Genomic DNA, 18,670 nt, shown 5'->3' on the forward strand with positions numbered 1-18,670 from the left:
GACAGCAGACATTCGCACGTCAAGATCATGCGAGCAATACTTCGGAACGAAAAATACTTTTATCACGATTGAATAAAAACACTGACAGGGATGAGCAATCCGATGTGGTGTTTCGCATAAAAATTTGACACCGCCCGATTTTCGGCAAAAATCGGCACGCAAGCACCCGAAAGCACTAATTCGCACCGCCACAAACGGTATCACCCGTGGTTGATCTGCTTGCGGAGAAATCCGTTCGACGGATATCAACTAACACCGGAAACACTGAGCGAGGAGACACGAGAAACAATGAGAGAAGAGAACGCCTTCGAGGCACGGTTTCGTGCGGCGCAGCTCGAAGCGGGGTACTGGAGAACCGGAAGCACCGACGAGGAGCTGGGCAACTGGGAGGATCTGGTCGCACAGTGTGAGGAGGGCTACGACGACATCACGGACGAGTACGACTTCGACCTGCAGTCCAGGGACTCGCTCGAACTGGCGCTGAACGATCCGGTGCTCAACGAGCACGAGGAGATCGAAGCGCTCCGCGCGCGGGTGTACGAGATCGATACCGGACTCCGCGCGATTTCGCACGACCAACCGGTGAGGGATCCGGCGAAACACCCGTGGTGGGAGTGCTACGTACCGAGATACGGCACCCGCGAGTTCGCGAAGGATGTCTACCGTCGATACGGCATCGCTATCAGCACTGTGGACTGACGAAGCACGAATCGAGCGACAGCGTGCTCGGGGAACAACGCAGCGCGACTCATCCCGGAAAGGGGTCACGAACTCGAACCGCGCCTCACAGCTCGGGCAGCGGGTCCTGCGGGACCTGGTCGGGCGAGCCGAGTTCGGCGTCGGCGGCGTTGACCACCGGCACGTACTCGTCGTCCACTTCGTAGTGCACCCCGTTGAACGTGAACCAGGCCGCCGCGTTGGTGTCCACCGGCCCCAGCCGGACACCGCGCGGGCTCTTGGCGAGCACGCCCTTCGGCTTGCTCCGGTTGAAGATGCCGGTCGACAGCACCGTGATCGACTGCTGACTGACCACCACGACGACGCCGGGCGAGATGCTGCCCAGGATCTCGGCGGGAAAGACGTAACGGATCCGCTCACCGGTCTCCAGAAACCGCTGAATACGCTCCCGGAACTTCGACGAGATCGGCATACCCGGCATATTAACCGGGCTCGTTACCCAGTGTCGACGAGCGACATGCCCTACGTGGCCGATTCCGGCGGCCACCGTCGGCATTGACCGCCGACCGCTGCCGCGTGTTTCCACGAGACGAGCGACGAACTCAGCCCTGCACGCTGCCCGGCCCTTCCACAAGGTGATCGTCTCGCACCGCTCGGCGCAGCGCCGACTCTACGATGGCGCGCAGCCGAGGGCTGTGCGCACCGGGCCAGTAGATCCCGCCGCAGGCCACACACCTGGCGAACTCGTCGTAGCACCTGCGGGTACCGGGCTCCAGCCTGGCGGCGATCTCGGCCTTCGGTACTACCACCAGCTGTCCGTTGCAGGAGACGCATCTGGTCCAGGGCCGCGGCGTCGGTTCGAACCGGGCGAGCACCTCGGTCTGCTGTCGGGCCGGATCGGAAGCGTAGACGTAGGCGCCCTCCAACAGCGCACGGCGGCGCAGCAGACCGCGGTCCCTGGTCAACAGCACCCCCGTGGACTGGACCAGATGCCCCAGTGCGGCGGTGCCGTCGTGCGGAACCCGAACCGGACCCCCTCGATGGCGAGATCCGACGAAGAACAGCAGCTCCCGCGCGGGTCGGACGAGCACCGCGTGGCCACCCGCTCGACCGCTCCGGGGATTCGCTGTCGAAGTTCCGGTCATGGCTTCCCACTTCGATCCAGAACACGAGTCGGGGGCGGGCTCACGCCGCCACGGAACCCGCCCCCGCGACCGCACTGCCGTTCGCGCAGTGGGTCCGACGCCGCAATCAACGACTCATCGCGGCCTCGTGACTGCCCGTTCTCGGTTCCGGGGTCCGCGGCGCACGCCACGAAGCGGCGCCCGGATCACGCTCGGCGGACTCGAACACCGGCCTGCTGCCGTAGGTGAAGCGGCTCGCCAAGCCGAGCACCTCCAACGGCCGGTCCACCGCCCGGACACCGGTGACCAGGGACAGGCGTTTTCCGGTGATATGCGCTCGCAGGTCCAGCTGCGCCAGCACCTTGATCGCCTCGACCCCGAGGAAGGTCACACCGGTCAGATCCAGCACCACCACCGGTGCCGAGGAATCCAACCGATGCTGGACGAGTTCCGCGAAGCGGGGAACCGTCACCATGTCCAGCTCGCCGGACACGTTGACGACCATCACGCCGCGCCGCGGTCGCTCCGTACTCATCCGGAAGGCGACGTTCTCGTTGCTCTCCTCGACAGCACGCATGTATTCCGCGACGGAGTCGGTACCCCGAACCGATGATTCAGTCATATGATCCACCTTTTGGTTTCCCAAGGTGGCGCAGAGCCGACGTCTCGCTCTTGATCCGAAAATTGCGCCACGACGCATCGCATTCGGCGAATACGACCGTCAGAGTCCCTTTCGCATGACCCGACGTCACCGCCGACTGTAGCCAGCCCCGACAGGGGACGCCAAGAGAAACAGCTCACAGCACAAAACGAGAAAACCGACGTGCACACATAGCGTCATACCTAGTCAGGAGGTTGATCATCGTTCGGACCGGTCCCGGGAATCCCGCCCCACGAACCGAACACCGAGCGTGGTCGAGCGGTACTCGGCTCTCAGGAATTCTTCAGCCGGGACTCAGTGAAATCCTCGGATTCTTATTACTTTCCGTTCAAAGCGAAACCACTCGAAAGGGCACTAAAGACCCTGGCGAGAACACACTGTGCATGCTTGCGCCGGGAAACTCCCGAGAAGTATTCGTGCTCGATCCGAGTGCTCGCCTCACGTACCCCGGACCACAAGCACGGTCGGTCGGACGAACGGGGTCAGGACGAGAACGGGGCGGCCGCCCGAAGGCGACCGCCCCGTGAAGTACCGGCTGGATCACTTGAGGGTGATCTTGGCGCCGACCTCCTCGAGCTTGCCCTTGACCTCGTTGGCACGCTCCTTGTCGACCTTCTCGACGACCGGCTTCGGAGCGTTCTCGACCATCTCCTTGGCCTCCTTGAGGCCCAGGCCGGAGACGATCTCGCGGACCGCCTTGATGACCTTGATCTTCTCGTCACCGGCGTCGTCGAGCATGACGTCGAACTCGTCCTGCTCTTCCTCCTCCTCGGCCGGGGCGGCACCCGCGGCCGGGGCGGCGACGGCGGCCGGGGCGGCGGCCGTGACGTCGAAGGTGTCCTCGAACTGCTTGACGAACTCGGAGAGCTCCAGCAGGGTCATTTCCTTGAAGACGTCCAGCAGCTCTTCGTTGCTCATCTTGGCCATGATGATGTTCCTTTCGGATCAGCAGCGCCTGCGCGCGGCGCACGGGTGGTGTTCGCGGGAGAACCGGGCCGACCGCCGAGAACGGCGGTGACGGCTCACTCCTCCTTCTTGCCCTTCAGAGCCTCTGTCATGCGCGCGACCTGCGAAGCGGGCGCGGCGAACAGGGCCGCCGTCTCGTTGAGCTTCGCCTTCATCGCACCGGCCAGCTTGCTCAGCGTGACCTCGCGCGAATCCAGATCGGCGATGCGCTCGACCTCACCGGCCGAGATCGGGCGGCCGTCCATGTAGCCGCCCTTGATCTCCAGGGCCTTGTGGTCCTTGGCGAAGTCGCGCAGCGTCTTCGCCGCGTCCACCGGCTCACCCCTGATGAAGGTGAGCGCGGTCGGACCCTGGATGAGATCGTCGATGCCCTCGACGCCCGCCTCTTGGGTGGCGCGTCGGACCAGCGTGTTCTTCGCGACGCGGTAGGTCGCGTCCTCACCGAGGTTGCGGCGCAGCTGCTTGAGCTGGGCCGTGGTCAGTCCGCGGTACTCGGTCACGACGGTCGCGGTCGCGTTGCTGAAGTTCTCCGAGAGCTCATTGACCGCGTCAACCTTATCGGGCCTCGCCATGTCGCCTCCTCTCTAGTGCCTCGCGACTGTGTGCCGGTCGCCAAGTGCCCTGAGACGACAAAAACGCCCCGGCGCATTCGGCACGGGGCGTGGAAGAACATCCACCGCGCGACAGTGATCTCGCGCTGCTGGGCCTCGTCCTCCTGCGCGGGTCGCCCGTCTCTACGGGACCTTCGTTCTCCACCGGGGGAACCGGGCGGTGCCGGGAACCTCACCGAGGGAAAAGACCAGCGGTCTCTGGTGGAACCTGTTCCAGCGTACGCCACGGATTCCTCGGTCCGGCAGCCACCCCCGACCCGCCACCCGGGGAAGGCTTGCGCCACCGGGCATCATGATTACCGTGGTCGATCACCGTGAGCCCTCCGAGCGCCCCCCGCAACACCCACCGGAACGAACCGGCGGGGCGAACGCCGCGGAGCCGATCGACGCCGAGGTGGTCGACGAGCACCCGTCCGAGCGCGCTCCGGCGCGAGCTGATGAGGCTCCCGGGACTACCGAGACTTTCGGGGCCAGCGGGACCCTCGGAGCCGGCGGGACCGGCGACGCGGCCGGAACGGGCGGGGAGTCGGGCAACGCCGGAACCACCCGCTCCGGTGAGGAGGACGCCCACCGCGAGTACCAGCAGTTCCTGGAGTTCCAACGGTTCCGGGAGATGCGGCGGCAGTACGGCGACACACCGCCGGTGTCGGATCCCACGACCGCCGCCGGCGGCGGCAAGCGCCCCTGGTACCGCCGTGCGCTGCGGCTGCTGCGGTTCAAGTTCGTGCGACGACTGCTATACCTGCTGGTGCTGCTGCTGGTGCTGATGTACCTGTACAACAGCATGTTCGGCGGTGGTGGTGGACAGGCGTCTAACGGCTCCTCGCCGGGGGGCGAGGAGAGCAGGTCGGCGATGCTGCAACGCTCCCCGACCGCCGCGGTCCGAACGGTCTACGACGAACTCGCCAACCGACCGGACACCGTCTGCCTGCTGTTCGACGGTGACGCGAGACGCGCGTTCGCGGACGTACACGACGCCGCGAACTGCCAAGCCGCGGCGCGGCGGCTCAACGAACGGGTGACCGAGCGGCTCGACTACAAGAACCCGGAAATCGACCGGAACGCGGTGCGGGAGTTCGAGTCGGAAACGGGCGGGAGCTGGGCCCGGCTCTCCTCCTGCGACCTGGGTGTGAGCGGCGGGCCCCGGCTCGGCGTGTTCCGGTTGCGGCAGGAGTCCTCCGGCGGCTGGCGGATCGACGGTTACCAGGCCGCGAACTGCGGAGCGTGAGGCCGCGCGGAAGACGTCGCGGAAAGGGCGAGGTCGGCCTGTTCGTGGGCAACGCCGGGATCTCCTTAGGATAACGACACGTCGCGACTTCCCGGGCGACGTGAAGTGTTCCTTCCATGAGCAGCCCAGTATTCCCATGAGCAGCCCAGTATTCCCCGATCAGCGGCGCAGCCGCCGCAGGAGTCCCCGCCCGATGAACCGAACCGAGCAAGGCGACGATCCCGACCCCGCGACCCCCGATTCCGGAGGATCCACGGAACGGGGCGGGAACGTTCCCGGCCACGAAGGGCCCAGGCGAGCCGGACGTTTACGCGGGTGGTTCGCGCGACGTGATCCCGCCTGGATGATCGGGGCGCTGTCGCTGCTGCTGTCGGCGTCGTTCGTGCTCGTCAACCTGTCCTACAACGAGTGGCACTTCATCCCGCCACTGGACGACTCCTACATCCACCTGCAATACGCGGAGCAGTTCGCCGAGGGCCACTTTCTGCGGTACAACACCGGGGACCCGGTCAGCACGGGGGCGAGCAGCCTGCTTTACATGCTGGTTCTCGGCGGGCTGTACACGCTCGGATTCCAGGGCGCGGCGCTGCTACCGGCCGCGATGGGGCTCGGCGCGCTGTGCATGGCGCTGACGGCGGTGTGCGTGTACCGGATCGGCCACGCGCTGGTCGACCGACGGGTGGGCATCTGGGCTGGTCTGCTCGTGGCGACGAACGGGGTGCTGCTGTGGGGCTCGGTCAGCGGGATGGAGATCGGGCTCGTCGCGCTGCTGGTCGCGGGAACGGTGCTCTCCTACACCGTCGAGGCCCCGCGAAGCCGGTTCGTGTGGACGCCGATCATCGCCTCGCTGGCGGCGCTGAGCCGCCCGGAGGCGTTCCTGTTAATGCTGGTGCTCGGCGTGGCGATGGCCTGGACGACGCTGCGCGGGGCGCGTGCTTCCGGCTCCTCGCGCGCCGGATCGCTCGCCCGCCTCGCCCCGCTGCTGTTACCGCTGGTGGCCTACCTCGGCCAGGTACTGCTCTACGTGATCACCACCGGGCACACCTCGGCGAACGGGATGCGGGCTAAATCGCTGCTGTACGAGCCGATCTTCTACCCGATGGGTTTCCTCGACGAGGCGCTGAAGCAGTTCCACCTGGTGCTGCGCACGTTCAACGGGCTCAACAGCTTCGACTTCGTGTTCCCCGGCACGCTGCTGCTGGCCGTGGCGGGCACGATCGCGCTGCTGGTGCGGAAAACGCGGTGGACCCCGCTGGTGTGGGCGCTGGCGATCGGCTACCTGCTCGTGCTGCTGGCGATCTCGACGCTGCACGCCGCCACCATTCACCACCTGCGTTACCACCAGCCCTTCCTGCCGATCCTGCTGTTGCTGGCCGTGATCGGGATCCACGGGGTGAGCCGACTGCTGCGCGACCGGCGCAACCGGCGGCTCGTGCTGCACGCGGGCCTGGTAACCGCGCTGCTGTTCACCGTGGCGGAAATGCCGTCCTGGGCGATCCGGTTGGGACAGCAGTCGGCGGGCATCCGCGGCCAGCAGGTCTCGTTCACCGCGTTCCTGGAGCGGGAACTGCCCCCGAACGCCGTGCTCGCGGTCAACGACGTGGGAGCACCCGCCTACCTCGGCAGTCACCGGATCGTCGACCTCGTCGGACTGACCACCAACCGGTTCACCAGCGCCAACAACCACGGCGCGGGAAGCATCTACGAGGTGCTGCGCGACATGCCCGCCGAGCGGCGCCCCGACTACTTCGCGGTGTTCACGGAGTGGAAGGTGCACGACCTCGACCACGGTGGCGTGTTCGCGGCGGAACCGCTGGCCACGTTCCACTCCAAGTCACCGACCTTCTCGTACCGAACGGTCGGGTCGGCGGGGGCGTGCCAGGCGTCGAAGCTCTGTGACGAGGTGGTGATCCACGAGGCCGACTGGAGTTCGCTGGGCTCCGGGGACCGGCCGGTGGAGAGCGACGCGCCGGGGCGGATCCGCGACCACGTCAACGTGGCCGATCTGCGGAGCGAACAGCGGCACGACTACGACGTGCTGCCCGCGCACCGGGAGTTCCAGCCCTACACCGACCTGCGCACGGTGAACTCGCCGGACGGCGAGGTCGTGGACAGCGGCAGGCACGTGATCGGTGGTGAGTCCCTCACCGCCCGGAACCTGACCCCCGGTGAACCGGTCACGGTCACCGCACGCTACGCCCGCAACGAAGAATCACCCGATCCGACGAAAATGTCGGTCTTCGCCAACGGCCGGAAGTTGCGGGACCGAACCCTGCTACCGAGTGGGAACGGTTGGCACGAGGCCACGTTCACTGTTCCGGGGGAGCTGGTCACCGACTCGACGCTGCGAGTCGAGTTCCGTCCCCGCGCCGGTTATCTGGGCCCCTACCCGGACTACATGTCCTACGGCTACTGGTTCAGCCAGTGACGCACCGAGCCCGGTGGATTCGGCCGCTGGAACCGGGTCCGGCCGGATAGGGCCGCGCGATGCGGATCCGGTCCGAGTCCGGTCCAGGGCCGACCCGAACGGCCCACGAGCAGAACCGGTCCGCCCGGGAAACGAATCGGGCCGCCCGCGAAAACGAACCGGGCCACCCCTCCGAGGGGTGGCCCGGTCGCGGATCACACGCTGAAGTCCCCGCGGCCCGAACGGCCGCGGGAACGGGCGGTCATGCCGCCGCTGTCTCGAGCATGTTGCGGGTCCGGTTCGCGTCCACCGCGATACCCGGGCCCATCGTGGTGGTGAAGCTGACCTTCTTGAGGTAGCGGCCCTTGGAGGTGGCGGGCTTGGAACGCAGCACCTCGTCCAGCGCGGTGGCGTAGTTCTCCAGCAGTGCCTCCGTGGAGAACGAGGCCTTGCCGATGACGAAGTGCAGGTTGGCCTGCTTGTCCACCCGGAAGCTGATCTTGCCGCCCTTGATGTCCTGCACGGCCTTGGCGATGTTCGGCGTCACCGTGCCGGTCTTCGGGTTGGGCATCAGGCCACGCGGGCCCAGCACGCGGGCGATCTTGCCGACCTTGGCCATCTGGTCCGGGGTGGCCACGGCCGCGTCGAAATCGAGCCAGCCGCCCTGGATACGCTCGATCAAGTCGTCGGAGCCGACAGCGTCGGCACCGGCGGACTCGGCCTCAGCGGCCTTGTCGCCGGAGGTGAAGACGACGACGCGGGCCGTCTTGCCGGTACCGTGCGGCAGGTTCACGGTCCCGCGGACCATCTGGTCCGCCTTGCGCGGATCGACGCCAAGCCGCAGGGCCACCTCGACGGTGGGGTCCATCTTGGTCTTGGAAGTCTTCTTCGCCAGCTCGACAGCTTCCTTGGGGGAGTAGATCCGGTTGCGGTCAACCAGTTCGGCTGCCTGCTGGTATGCCTTGCTGCGCTTTGCCATGTCTGTTCCTGTTCAACGGATCAGTTGTGGTCGGGGCCGCGCTGCGAGCCCTCCCACACTTTCGGTGGATCAAGGGGTACGACACCGACGGGCCGGGTCGCACGAACCGCTGTCAGTCCTGGACGCGAAGTCCCATGGAGCGGGCGGTACCGGCGATGATCTTCTCGGCCTCGTCCATCGAGTTGGAGTTGAGGTCGACCCACTTGGTCTGGGCGATCTCGCGAACCTGCTCGCGGGTGACCGAACCCACCTTGGTCTTGTGCGGCTCACCACTGCCCTTCTGCACGTTGGCTGCCTTCATCAGCAGCTTCGCGGCGGGCGGGGTCTTGAGCTGGAAGGTGAACGACCGGTCCTCGTACACGGAGATCTCGACCGGCACCACGTCACCGCGCTGGTTCTCGGTCGCGGCGTTGTAGGCCTTGCAGAACTCCATGATGTTGACGCCGTGCTGACCCAGCGCCGGACCGACCGGCGGCGCGGGGTTGGCCTGACCGGCCGAGATCTGCAGCTTGACGATCGCTGCGAGTCGCTTCTTCTTGGGCGGCATTTCGTTCTTCCTGTCCTCGTTACTGTGGTCCGTGCCGGGCGCGCGACGCACACCGACACGCGCACGGGCGGTCGGCAACACCGAACCGCCCGCCGAAGAGCCGCGGCGCGCCCCTGCCGGCCACCGCGGCAACCACACTCCCGAAAAACCGGGAGTGGGTCAGATCTTGGATACCTGGTCGAAGGACAACTCGACCGGCGTCTCGCGGCCGAAGATCGACACCAGTACCTTCAGCTTCTGGGCCTCGCCGTTGACCTCGCTGATGGTGGCGGGCAGCGTCGCGAACGGCCCGTCCATCACCGTCACCGACTCGCCTTCCTCGAAGTCCACCTCGACCGCGGCGCTCTTGCCCTGCTCCGGCTTGGCGGCGGCCTTCTTGGCGGCGGTCTCCTTGGCCTCGCGCTCGGCCTGCGGAGCGAGGAACTTGAGGACTTCCTCGGTACTCAACGGCGAAGGCTGCGAGGTCGCCCCGACGAAGCCGGTGACGCCAGGAGTGTTGCGCACTGCCGACCAGGAGGCGTCGTTGAGCTCCATCCGGACGAGAACGTAGCTGGGAAGCACCTTGCGCTGTACGAACTTGCGCTGGTTGTTCTTGATCTCGGTGACCTCTTCGGTGGGCACCTCGACCTGGAAGATGTAGTCCTCGACATCCAGCGTCTGCGCACGGTGTTCGAGATTGTTCTTGACCTTGTTCTCGTAACCGGCGTAGGAGTGCACCACGTACCAGTCGCCCGGCGCGCGCTTGAGCATGGCGCGCAGCTCCTCGACCGGATCCGCTTCGGCTTCCTCGTCATCACTGGCCTCGGAAGCCGATGCACTGTCCCCGGATTCGGCACTGTCCTCGGAGTCGGCGGTGGCCGCGGAGTCGCCCGTCTCGCCATCTCCGCCGGAGTCCACCTCGGGACGCTCCTCGGCCGGGTCCGACGAACCCGTGGCGGAGTCCTCCGCGGTCACGGCGTCCTGCTCATCGGACAGGCCGGTCAACTCCTGGCCGTCGTAGGAGGTCACAGTGGGTCTCGCTTCCTCTCGTGCGTTGCGTGCCCGGTGGATGGCATCCGCCACCGCACGAAGTCCGTGCGGGCGTCTAGCTGCCCACGGTCGGCATTCAGTTGCCGAACAACTGGAGCACACCCTGCGCGAAGAGCAGATCCAGACCGGCTATGAACGCGACCATGATGCTGACGAACACCAGCACCACCGCAGTATAAGTCAATAGCTGCTTGCGCGTCGGCCAGATGACCTTGCGGAGCTCCGCGACCACCTCTCGGAAGAAGCGGCCGATCCTGCGGAACAGCGAAACCCGTTCTCCGCGGCCGTCCCTGGCGGGAGTCGGCCTGCCCTTGGGAGCGGTCGCGTCCTTCGAATCACCACCCGCGCCCTTCCGGGCGCTGGAACGCCCGGAGGCCCGGCGGCTACGGCGTGCGGCGGCACTGGAAGGTTGGGACTCCTCGTCCCGGTTACCATCCTGGTCCTGCTCGCGGTCCTCGCTCACGCCTCCTCCTAGATGGCGCTCGTCGGACGCGTGAACTCGTCAGTGGTGGTCACCGAGACTCGCACGGCCGACACCGTCCACTTCCTCCGCTCACCGTCAACATCGACGCAGGGGTGACAGGACTTGAACCCGCAACCTGCGGTTTTGGAGACCGCTGCTCTGCCACTTGAGCTACACCCCTCCGCGATCGGTCGTCCCGACCACATCGGTACACCCTACGTCCCGACCGACACCGCACCGTGAGCGGGTCCGGCACGATCGACCCGTGCGGGCTTCCCGAGTACGAGAGTGTACGACATCACCGAAGTGGATTTCCAACCCCGTCCCCGAATCCGACATCCTCGGTGGGCACGGTTCGTACGACGCGACACGCGTCTGCGACGATGCGGACATGGCCGCACCCGGAACACAGGCAAGCTCGACCACCGAATCCCGCGTCTCGGCCCGAGTCGGCGCGATCGCCGAATCGGCCACCCTGGCCGTGGACGCGAAGGCCAAAGCACTCAAGGCCGAGGGACGCCCGGTCATCGGATTCGGCGCCGGTGAACCGGACTTCCCCACCCCGGAACCGATCGTGCGCGCGGCGACGGAGGCGTGCTCCGAGCCGCGCAACCACCGCTACAGCCCGGCGTCGGGACTGCCCGAACTGCGTGAGGCGATCGTCACCAAGACCGCACGCGACTCGAACCACGTGATCCAGCCGAACCAGGTGCTGGTGACCAACGGCGGCAAGCAGGCCGTGTACCAGACGTTCGCCACCCTGCTCGATCCCGGCGACGAGGTGCTGCTCCCCGCGCCGTACTGGACCACCTACCCGGAGGCCATCAGGCTGGCGGGCGGGGTCCCCGTCGAGGTCCCCACGGACGAGTCGACCGGTTACCTCGCGACGCTGGAGCAGCTGGAAGCCGCTCGCACCCCGCGCACCAGGATGCTGCTGTTCAACTCGCCCTCCAACCCGACCGGGGCGATCTACCCGCCCGAGCGGGTCGCCGAGATCGGCCGGTGGGCGGTGGAGCACGATCTCTGGGTCGTCACCGACGAGATCTACGAACACCTGGTCTACGGCGACGCCAGGCACGTCTCCATGCCGGTGGAGGTGCCGGAGCTGGCCGACAGGTGCGTGGTGCTCAACGGGGTCGCCAAGACCTACGCGATGACCGGCTGGCGCGTCGGGTGGATGATCGGCCCGACCGACGTGATCAAGGCCGCGACCAACCTGCAGTCCCACCTGACGTCCAATGTGTCCAACGTCTCGCAGCGGGCCGCGCTGCAGGCCGTGAGCGGACCGCTGGACGCGGTGGCCGAGATGCGCGAGGCATTCGATCGGCGCAGGCGCACCATAGTGGAGATGCTCGGTTCGATCCCCGGTGTGAGCTGTCCGGAGCCGAAGGGCGCGTTCTACGCCTACCCGTCCGTCAAGGAACTGCTCGGCAAGGAGATACGCGGAGTCCGGCCGCGGACCAGCACCGAACTCGCCGAGCTCGTCCTGGAGCAGGCCGAGGTGGCCGTGGTGCCGGGCGAGGCGTTCGGAACGCCCGGCTACTTCCGGATGTCCTACGCGCTCGGCGACGAGGATCTCGCCGAGGGTGTCCGCCGGATGACCGCCCTCCTCTCCGAAGCCAAGTGAGGTACCGGGGTAAGCCGCTCGGTTTCCGTAGCTGGTTCAGCGGCGGAACCTCTGGCACGGCTCTCGCTGCGGGGAGGCCCGACATCGGGTAGCGACCTACACAACGTCGGGCCTTCCTCGCGAGAGCCGCACCGGAGAACCCGCGGCGGCGCCGATTGCGTAAGTGGTGGGAGCTCGGCCCGCGGGAGTGGTGGGAGGGTGGCTGATCGTCGGCTCTGTTGGCCCGGCGATTTCGTGGGAAATTGACGGAGCCCGGGCCCGCCCGCTGCTCGGGGGTGTCAATTTCTCGCGAAATCGCCGCCCCCGAAGACCCCCATCGGGAAGCGAGCACGAGCGACGCCGCGCGGGTGTCCCCGGTGCGTGAGTCGGATGCATTGCAAGGCCGGGCCGCTCGCCGCGTAGGTCGCTACTCAAGAGCCGGCCCAACGAAGCAAGGCGCCGACTCACGTGCCGGCTAACCGACCACCGCGCCAGAGCGGGTCACAGCCTCACCAAGGCGTAGGCGCCGCCGAGCACACCCTGGTCGGCGCACTTGGCGGTGATGTTGATCTTCGCGGTGCCCTCCTCGCCCACGTCGGCGACCTTGCCGGAGAGCTCAACCGTGGCCCCGTGCCCGTCGTCGGGAACTTCGACCGGGCGAGTGAACCGAACCCCGTGTTCGATGATCCGCCCGGGATCGCCCAACCAGTCGGTGACCAACTTGGTGGCCAACGCCATGGTGAGCATGCCGTGCGCGATCACCTCCGGAAGACCTACCTCACGGGCGAACGAGTCACTGTGGTGAATCGGGTTGAAGTCACCCGAGGCCCCCGCGTACCGCACCAGATCCGTTCTGGTGATCGAAACGCTGGACTCGGGCAACCGGTCGCCCTTCGCGACCGGCGACAGCGTCGTCGTCACGCCTGATCTCCCTCCTCGGCCGTGCCACGAGCCACCAGCGTGGACGTGGCGGTACAAACCGGCTCCCCCTCGGTCGTGCCGATCTCGGCACGCACGGTGAGAAAGTCGTTGCCCGCACGTGCCTTGATGTCGTCCACGTGGGCCACGGCCACCAGCACGTCCCCGGCACGGATCGGCCGGTGGTGCCGGAACGCCTGGTGCCCGTGCACGACGCGGCTGTAGTCCAGCCCCAGCTGCTCATCCTCGACCACGGCTTCCTGCGCCAGCACGGACAGCCGCATCGCGAACGTGGGCGGAGCGATCACGTCCGGGTAACCGGCGGCCTTGGCGGCCTCGGTGTCGCGGTACAGCGGCGAATCGTCCTTGATCGCCTCCGCGAATTCGCGAATCTTCTCCCGCCCGACCTCATAGGGGTCGCTGGGCGGGTACTCACGTCCGATGAATCCTTCGTCGAGCGGCACAACCCGCAGGTTACCGCAGCACGAAAAGAAACCCGCCCCGGCGGGAGCCGGAGCGGGTTTCCCGAGTCCTCTCGACCCCTGGTCGAGACGCCCGATCACCGAAGCGGTCAGGAGGATTTCCGAAAGGTCGTCGACCCGGGCCCTGCTCAACCGACTCCGGTCGAGTGGCTCCGGGGACACCGTTCCGCGAGCGATCCCGGCCCGAACCCCGAAGGGCTCGGCGAGAACTCAGCGGGTCTCCTTGTGCTCGCGGTGAGCATTGCAACGCGGGCAGTGCTTCTTCAGCGACATGCGATCCGGGTCGTTGCGACGGTTCTTCTTGGTGATGTAGTTGCGCTCCTTGCACTCTTCACACGCAAGAGTGATTTTGGGGCGAATATCGGTGGGCGTCTTAGCCACGGGGAGACCTCTCTCTCGTGTCTGGAACCGGACGAGGATGCCGTCCGGTTCACTCCACGTGTATACCGCCCCGGGCCGGGCGGCATTTCAGCCGCAGGAGTAGCGGTGGCCGGATTCGAACCGGCGACACAACGATTATGAGCCGTTTGCTCTGCCCCTGAGCTACACCGCCTCGCGGACATCCGCTGGTACACAGTACCTTCACAAGACAGCCGCAGCACCCAGTTTAACCGAGTGCCGCGGCCATCCCACAGAGCCCCAATACGGACTCGAACCGTAGACCTTCGCCTTACCATGGCGACGCTCTGCCGACTGAGCTATTGGGGCGTGCCCTCGCGGAGCGATTACTACTCTACACAACATCCGCACCGCCGCCGCACCGGGGGTGGTTTTTGGTATATCCGCAGGTCAACAATGCTCTCGACGCCTCGGAGCGAACTCACCGAACGACCGGGAGACACCGACCGAACGTTCGGACAGCTCGTTCGGAGGAATCCGATCAGTTGACCCGAAGCACCGTCTCACCCAACTCCGGAGCCCCCTTCGGGTATTCCCGCCTGGTCCGTGCCCACAGCCACGACTCGAACCGCTCCTCGGAGAGCGGACGGGATATGAGGTATCCCTGCGCGGTGTCGCACCCCATCCGCACGAGCTGATCCCTGGCGGCGTCGTCCTCGACCCCTTCCGCGACCACGCTCAGCTCCAGCGAGTGCCCCAGTTCGACGATGGAACGCACCACCGCCATATCGCTGAGATCGGTCCCCATGCCGAGCACGAAACTCTTGTCGATCTTTACCTCGTCGACCGGAAGTTGTCGGAGGTACGCCAGCGAGGAGTAGCCGGTTCCGAAGTCGTCGACCGCCAGCACCACGCCCAGCGCCCGCAGTCTGCGCAGCACCGGCAACGAGCGGTCCGGATCGGCCATCACGCTGGACTCGGTCAGCTCGAAGGTCAACAACCCGGGCGGCACATCGTGCCGGTCGAACGCCTCCCGCACCCGCTCGGGAAACGTCTCGTCGGCGAGGTTGCGCACCGAGAGGTTGACCGCCACCGAAAGCCGCAACCCCCGGTCCAGCCAGTCCCGGATGCGGATCAGCGCGCGTTCCAGCACGAACTCGGTGAGCGCGTCCACCAGCCCGGTGGCCTCCACGACCGGCACGAACTCGTCCGGTGAGAGACGCCCGTACTCCGGGTGCGACCAACGCACCAACGCCTCGGCGCCGACGATGCGCTTACCGGGCAGCGCGACCTTGGGCTGGTAGTGCACCTCGATCTGACCGCTCTCCAGCGCCTGCCGGAACTGAGTCACCAGCTGGAAGCGTCGCAGGAAGATCTGTCCCATGCTCGGGACGTAGCCCCGCACACCGTCCTCGCCGGTGCGCGCGGCGCGCACCGCCACGTCGGCACGTTGCAGCAGCACGTCCACATCGCCCTCGGTATCCTCCTCCGCGGGCACGGAGGAGACGTAGCCGGCCACGGCCGTGGCCTCCACCACCAGCTTGTCGAGCGGGTAGGGCTCGGCTATCAACTCGCGCAGCACACCCGCGATCTCCGCGGCCTGTGCCTCGGTGTGCCCCTGCAGCAGTACCGCGAAGGAGTTCGCCTCCAGCCGTGCGACCGGCACGTGCGCCCCGAGGTACTCGCGCATCCGCCTGCCCGCCGCGACGATCATCCGGTCGCCCCAGGCATAGCCGAGTGCCTCACTGACCGTGGTGAGCAGTTCGAGATCGACGCGCAGCACCACGGCGGTGCTCTCCTGCAGCGCTTCCGCGGACATCTCGCGGAAACCGGTGCGGTTGAGCAGCCCGGTGAGCGGATCATGATAGGCGTCGTGGCGCAACCGGGCCAACAACCTGCGGTTGTCCATCGCGGTGGCCAGATGACTCGCCAGGGTGTGCAGCAGCCTGATGTCGGCGCGCCCGAATCCGCGCCACCGGCTCACCCTGTCGTGCACCTCGATGGCACCCAGCAGCTGGTTCGTACCGCGCAGCGGCACGACCAGCGCCTCGTGCGCCGCCCTGCGGTTCAGCGCCCCGCGGATGTCCTCCGGGGCGTCGACGCTGCGGAAGGAACGAACGTGCGTCCCCGGCAGTTGCAGCATCGAGCACTCGCGCAGCAGCGTTGCCCCGTCGGTGTTCATCTCCTCCGGCTGCGGACTGCCCGCCACCAGGGTGCTGACCTCTCCCCTGGGGTCCAACGAGAGGCGCAGCACCACACGAGTGGCATTGAGCTGTTCCCTGATCCGTTCGGCCACCGGTTCCCACTCGTCGACCGAGACCTGCTCACCGATGGCACTCACGGCTGGTGCGTCCGAATCGGACAGCACTCGTGCCGCGTGCTGCCCGGAACGTGCGACCCGCAGACTCACGTCGCTGAGCGCCTCCAGGTCGCGCTGTTCGCGCAGTAACCCGGAGTAGGCGCGGTAGAGCGCCAGCACGCCGGCCATGAGCACCGTCACCAGCGCCCAGCCCCAACGGGTGTTGACCGCGAGTTCGTACCCCACGAGCCCGATGGAGGTGTTCAGCAGCCCGACGACGAGGGTACGGCCGCCGAGCAACAGCCCCGCGGACACGCGCATTCCGTTGCCCAGCGCGTACAGCGCGGCCACGGCGCAACCACAACTGATCAGCGAGGAGCTGGCGGCGCCGATCCCGGCACAGAGCCAGAGCGGCACCACTTCACCGAGCGCGCCGCGACACGTGCCCGCGATCAGGAACGGGACGGCGATCTCCCAGCACAGCACCCCGGCGTTGTACGCGACATGACTGGCCGCGCGTTTGCGTACCTGCATCGCCAGTCCCGCGACGAGGTTGGCCGCCAGCACCACTTCGAACGGGGCGGTCAGCAGCCCGAGAATGAGCGGGATCTCGGTGAAGGAGATGGTCCAGCCGACCCGCTTGGCGTCCACGTCGATCGTGAGTTGCTCGGCCAGCAGGAACCCGACCGCGAGCAGCGGACCGATGAACAGCAGATCGGGGTCTCGGGGGAACGGCAACCACAGTGCTGCCAGCAGCGAGACGAGCATCCCGCTCAGCAGCACGGAAAGTGAAAATCCCAGGAAGATGCGCCGTCTTCGCGGCGACACTTCGGAGCGAACCGGAGGGCGGGGAACATCGGCGGTCAACCCCGACTCCGAAGAGCGGTGATGCTCGATCATCCACGCTCCTCCCGCCAAGCGACCCGTTTCATGGTCGCGTTACTCAGCGTCGATCGTGACGCACGACAACCCTGCTTGACCAGTCTTCGATTGGTGCCATCGTGGATGGACCATCGAGCAGATTACTAAACCCCACCACTAAATGTGGCCGCTTCATCCTCCGAAGTACACGGAAAGATCAGCGAGGGACACACAGCGCACCGGGAAACAGAACCAGGAAGAGATCACGCACAGCAACCGAAAACCACTGTGAACCTTGCCGCAGCAACCCATTCGAGCGGGCACGGTACGTGTCGATCTAACACTTTCAGTAATAATCGCTGCTTCCGGCGCTCGACGTTGGTGCTACCCGCTGGCCGGTCTTCGACGAAGAACGGAGCGCACCGCCCCTTCTCCGCGCGGCCGGCTCCGGGCTCGAGCCCGTCAGTGCGGTATCCGGAACTCCTCGAAGAAGTACCGCACCGCTCGGTCCAGTTCGGCCAGTGCGGGTTCCGCTCCGGGCAGGTGACCGGATTCGGGCAGGAGAACCGAGCGTTTCGGTGCGTTCAACCGCCCCATAAAGCGTTCGGAATACACACCCGGAGTCCAGCGGTCGGCCTCGGGAGAGACGAGCAGCAACGGTGGCGCGGTGAAGTTCGCGGGCGAAACGGCGGGCGGCAGACGTAGGTAACTCCGGAACAGCCGCAACGGAATCGTGGCGGCACCGCCGAGCTCGTCGGCGGAGTAAGTGGCGGCGAGCCGCGCGTTGCCGGAAACCGCGGTGATGTCGAGCAGCCAGTGCAACGGAACCCGGTGCGGTGCGGGCAGCACCGGCACCCGGGCCAATGCCTCCGACAACAACCCCGCGCCGGGATTGGCGACCAGACCGTCACGCACTTCCGGACCGCGCGGATCGGCCAGGCTGGTGACGACCAACGCGGCCACTCGGTCCGGCACCCTGGCGGCGACCTGATAGGCCAACCAGCCGCCCAGTCCCATCCCGAACAGCACCACCGGTCGAGGGTCCGCGACGCGCTCGGCCGCGATCAGATCGATCACGCAGTCCACCCAGTGCCGATAAGTGAGGCGGGAATCGACCGCGGGACTCAACCCGTGCCCCGGAAGATCCGGTGCCACGTACTCCAATTCGACCAACGAGGGCAATTTGGCGTAGGGAGCCAGCATCCTGCCGTAACCGCCGATACCGTGCAGCATCAGGAGTTTGGCCGCCGCGTCGTCCCGCCGGACGACGTCCAGGTGCAGCGGGACACCGCGCCAGGACCACCAGTGCTCGATGGGCGAATCCGTGGTGGTGCTGCGCAGCGCCCCGGGGAAGAATTCCTGGTAGCGCAGCCAGTGCGTGTGCTCCAGATACCCGGGGACGGCTTCGGCCGAACCTATGGGAGGCCTGGCTCGCGAACCCGAGAACACATTACGAACATACGGAGCGAATC

Annotated in this window: 18 protein-coding genes and 3 tRNA genes; 4 read left to right on the forward strand and 17 right to left on the reverse strand. The window is 66.7% G+C overall.

The window, feature by feature from the left end; translation table 11 throughout:
• Positions 1-288: 288 nt before the first annotated feature.
• Entirely contained in the window at positions 289-699 is a 411-nt protein-coding gene (locus J2S53_RS13090) for a hypothetical protein (protein WP_456241189.1), read from the forward strand.
• Positions 700-784: 85 nt separating this feature from the next.
• Here the strand turns inward: J2S53_RS13090 and J2S53_RS13095 are convergent, their stop codons facing one another.
• The 5 genes from J2S53_RS13095 to rplJ all read right to left on the reverse strand — a co-directional run bounded on the left by J2S53_RS13095 (position 785) and on the right by rplJ (position 4,001).
• Positions 785-1,150, reverse strand: coding sequence for a hypothetical protein (locus tag J2S53_RS13095; protein WP_456241190.1), 366 nt, complete (start codon positions 1,148-1,150; stop codon positions 785-787).
• A 130-nt stretch (positions 1,151-1,280) separates the two neighbouring features.
• The gene (locus J2S53_RS13100) at positions 1,281-1,769 is read right to left on the reverse strand and encodes a Mut7-C RNAse domain-containing protein (RefSeq protein WP_456241191.1); all 489 of its coding nucleotides are present in this window, start codon (positions 1,767-1,769) and stop codon (positions 1,281-1,283) included.
• Between the two features lie 160 nt (positions 1,770-1,929).
• Positions 1,930-2,424, reverse strand: coding sequence for an STAS domain-containing protein (locus tag J2S53_RS13105; protein ID WP_456241192.1), 495 nt, complete (start codon positions 2,422-2,424; stop codon positions 1,930-1,932).
• A 579-nt stretch (positions 2,425-3,003) separates the two neighbouring features.
• Positions 3,004-3,390 carry a 50S ribosomal protein L7/L12 gene (gene rplL / locus J2S53_RS13110; protein WP_092626290.1) on the reverse strand — a complete coding sequence of 129 codons (387 nt, stop codon included), beginning with the start codon at positions 3,388-3,390 and terminating at the stop codon, positions 3,004-3,006.
• A gap of 95 nt (positions 3,391-3,485) precedes the next feature.
• Complete coding sequence (rplJ, locus tag J2S53_RS13115) at positions 3,486-4,001, reverse strand: 50S ribosomal protein L10 (protein WP_456241193.1); 516 nt, start codon at positions 3,999-4,001, stop codon at positions 3,486-3,488.
• 331 nt (positions 4,002-4,332) lie between these two features.
• Here rplJ and J2S53_RS13120 point away from each other — a divergent pair, with 331 nt between their 5' ends.
• Both J2S53_RS13120 and J2S53_RS13125 read left to right on the forward strand, forming a co-directional pair.
• A complete protein-coding gene (locus tag J2S53_RS13120) occupies positions 4,333-5,268 on the forward strand; it encodes a hypothetical protein (RefSeq protein ID WP_456241194.1) in 936 nt (311 codons plus the stop codon).
• Positions 5,269-5,461: 193 nt separating this feature from the next.
• Positions 5,462-7,696, forward strand: coding sequence for a hypothetical protein (locus J2S53_RS13125; protein WP_456241195.1), 2,235 nt, complete (start codon positions 5,462-5,464; stop codon positions 7,694-7,696).
• 241 nt (positions 7,697-7,937) lie between these two features.
• On the opposite strand, the gene rplA is transcribed toward J2S53_RS13125, so the two are convergent.
• The 5 genes from rplA to J2S53_RS13150 form a co-directional block, all read right to left on the reverse strand.
• Positions 7,938-8,654: a 50S ribosomal protein L1 gene (rplA, locus tag J2S53_RS13130; protein ID WP_092976578.1), complete on the reverse strand. Its 717-nt coding sequence runs from the start codon at positions 8,652-8,654 to the stop codon at positions 7,938-7,940.
• 112 nt (positions 8,655-8,766) lie between these two features.
• Entirely contained in the window at positions 8,767-9,201 is a 435-nt protein-coding gene (gene rplK / locus J2S53_RS13135; RefSeq protein ID WP_092626298.1) for a 50S ribosomal protein L11, read from the reverse strand.
• Between the two features lie 159 nt (positions 9,202-9,360).
• Positions 9,361-10,209 carry a transcription termination/antitermination protein NusG gene (gene nusG / locus J2S53_RS13140; protein WP_456241196.1) on the reverse strand — a complete coding sequence of 283 codons (849 nt, stop codon included), beginning with the start codon at positions 10,207-10,209 and terminating at the stop codon, positions 9,361-9,363.
• A gap of 97 nt (positions 10,210-10,306) precedes the next feature.
• Positions 10,307-10,693, reverse strand: coding sequence for a preprotein translocase subunit SecE (gene secE / locus J2S53_RS13145; RefSeq protein ID WP_092976584.1), 387 nt, complete (start codon positions 10,691-10,693; stop codon positions 10,307-10,309).
• Positions 10,694-10,801: 108 nt separating this feature from the next.
• A tRNA-Trp gene (locus J2S53_RS13150) sits at positions 10,802-10,874 on the reverse strand.
• A gap of 210 nt (positions 10,875-11,084) precedes the next feature.
• Here J2S53_RS13150 and J2S53_RS13155 point away from each other — a divergent pair.
• A complete protein-coding gene (locus tag J2S53_RS13155; protein WP_456241197.1) occupies positions 11,085-12,320 on the forward strand; it encodes a pyridoxal phosphate-dependent aminotransferase in 1,236 nt (411 codons plus the stop codon).
• 480 nt (positions 12,321-12,800) lie between these two features.
• Here the strand turns inward: J2S53_RS13155 and J2S53_RS13160 are convergent, their stop codons facing one another.
• From J2S53_RS13160 to J2S53_RS13190, 7 genes are all read right to left on the reverse strand, one after another.
• Positions 12,801-13,220, reverse strand: a complete 420-nt coding sequence (locus J2S53_RS13160; RefSeq protein ID WP_456241198.1) for a MaoC/PaaZ C-terminal domain-containing protein — start codon at positions 13,218-13,220, stop codon at positions 12,801-12,803.
• A complete protein-coding gene (locus J2S53_RS13165) occupies positions 13,217-13,681 on the reverse strand; it encodes an FAS1-like dehydratase domain-containing protein (protein WP_456241199.1) in 465 nt (154 codons plus the stop codon). Before J2S53_RS13165 ends, J2S53_RS13160 begins: the two co-directional genes overlap by 4 nt.
• 228 nt (positions 13,682-13,909) lie before the next feature.
• Complete coding sequence (rpmG, locus tag J2S53_RS13170) at positions 13,910-14,080, reverse strand: 50S ribosomal protein L33 (RefSeq protein WP_084133824.1); 171 nt, start codon at positions 14,078-14,080, stop codon at positions 13,910-13,912.
• 100 nt (positions 14,081-14,180) lie between these two features.
• Positions 14,181-14,252, reverse strand: a tRNA-Met gene (locus tag J2S53_RS13175).
• 82 nt (positions 14,253-14,334) lie between these two features.
• Positions 14,335-14,407: transfer RNA gene (locus tag J2S53_RS13180), tRNA-Thr, on the reverse strand.
• A gap of 172 nt (positions 14,408-14,579) precedes the next feature.
• The gene (locus tag J2S53_RS13185; RefSeq protein ID WP_456241200.1) at positions 14,580-17,237 is read right to left on the reverse strand and encodes a putative bifunctional diguanylate cyclase/phosphodiesterase; all 2,658 of its coding nucleotides are present in this window, start codon (positions 17,235-17,237) and stop codon (positions 14,580-14,582) included.
• Positions 17,238-17,660: 423 nt separating this feature from the next.
• Positions 17,661-18,647 carry an alpha/beta fold hydrolase gene (locus tag J2S53_RS13190; RefSeq protein WP_456241201.1) on the reverse strand — a complete coding sequence of 329 codons (987 nt, stop codon included), beginning with the start codon at positions 18,645-18,647 and terminating at the stop codon, positions 17,661-17,663.
• Positions 18,648-18,670: the final 23 nt, after the last annotated feature.

The sequence above is a fragment of the Actinopolyspora lacussalsi genome (genome assembly GCA_030803735.1).
GTDB classification, from domain to species: domain Bacteria; phylum Actinomycetota; class Actinomycetes; order Mycobacteriales; family Pseudonocardiaceae; genus Actinopolyspora; species Actinopolyspora lacussalsi.

What these genes read in the sequence shown, in the direction of transcription:
- J2S53_RS13090 (WP_456241189.1), top strand. Translation starts at nt 289, where the DNA reads ATGAGAGAAGAGAACGCCTTCGAGGCACGGTTTCGTGCGGCGCAGCTC.
- J2S53_RS13095 (WP_456241190.1), bottom strand. Translation starts at nt 1,150, where the DNA reads ATGCCGATCTCGTCGAAGTTCCGGGAGCGTATTCAGCGGTTTCTGGAG.
- J2S53_RS13105 (WP_456241192.1), bottom strand. Translation starts at nt 2,424, where the DNA reads ATGACTGAATCATCGGTTCGGGGTACCGACTCCGTCGCGGAATACATG.
- rplL (WP_092626290.1), bottom strand. Translation starts at nt 3,390, where the DNA reads ATGGCCAAGATGAGCAACGAAGAGCTGCTGGACGTCTTCAAGGAAATG.
- rplJ (WP_456241193.1), bottom strand. Translation starts at nt 4,001, where the DNA reads ATGGCGAGGCCCGATAAGGTTGACGCGGTCAATGAGCTCTCGGAGAAC.
- J2S53_RS13120 (WP_456241194.1), top strand. Translation starts at nt 4,333, where the DNA reads ATGATTACCGTGGTCGATCACCGTGAGCCCTCCGAGCGCCCCCCGCAA.
- J2S53_RS13125 (WP_456241195.1), top strand. Translation starts at nt 5,462, where the DNA reads ATGAACCGAACCGAGCAAGGCGACGATCCCGACCCCGCGACCCCCGAT.
- rplA (WP_092976578.1), bottom strand. Translation starts at nt 8,654, where the DNA reads ATGGCAAAGCGCAGCAAGGCATACCAGCAGGCAGCCGAACTGGTTGAC.
- rplK (WP_092626298.1), bottom strand. Translation starts at nt 9,201, where the DNA reads ATGCCGCCCAAGAAGAAGCGACTCGCAGCGATCGTCAAGCTGCAGATC.
- J2S53_RS13155 (WP_456241197.1), top strand. Translation starts at nt 11,085, where the DNA reads ATGGCCGCACCCGGAACACAGGCAAGCTCGACCACCGAATCCCGCGTC.
- J2S53_RS13185 (WP_456241200.1), bottom strand. Translation starts at nt 17,237, where the DNA reads ATGATCGAGCATCACCGCTCTTCGGAGTCGGGGTTGACCGCCGATGTT.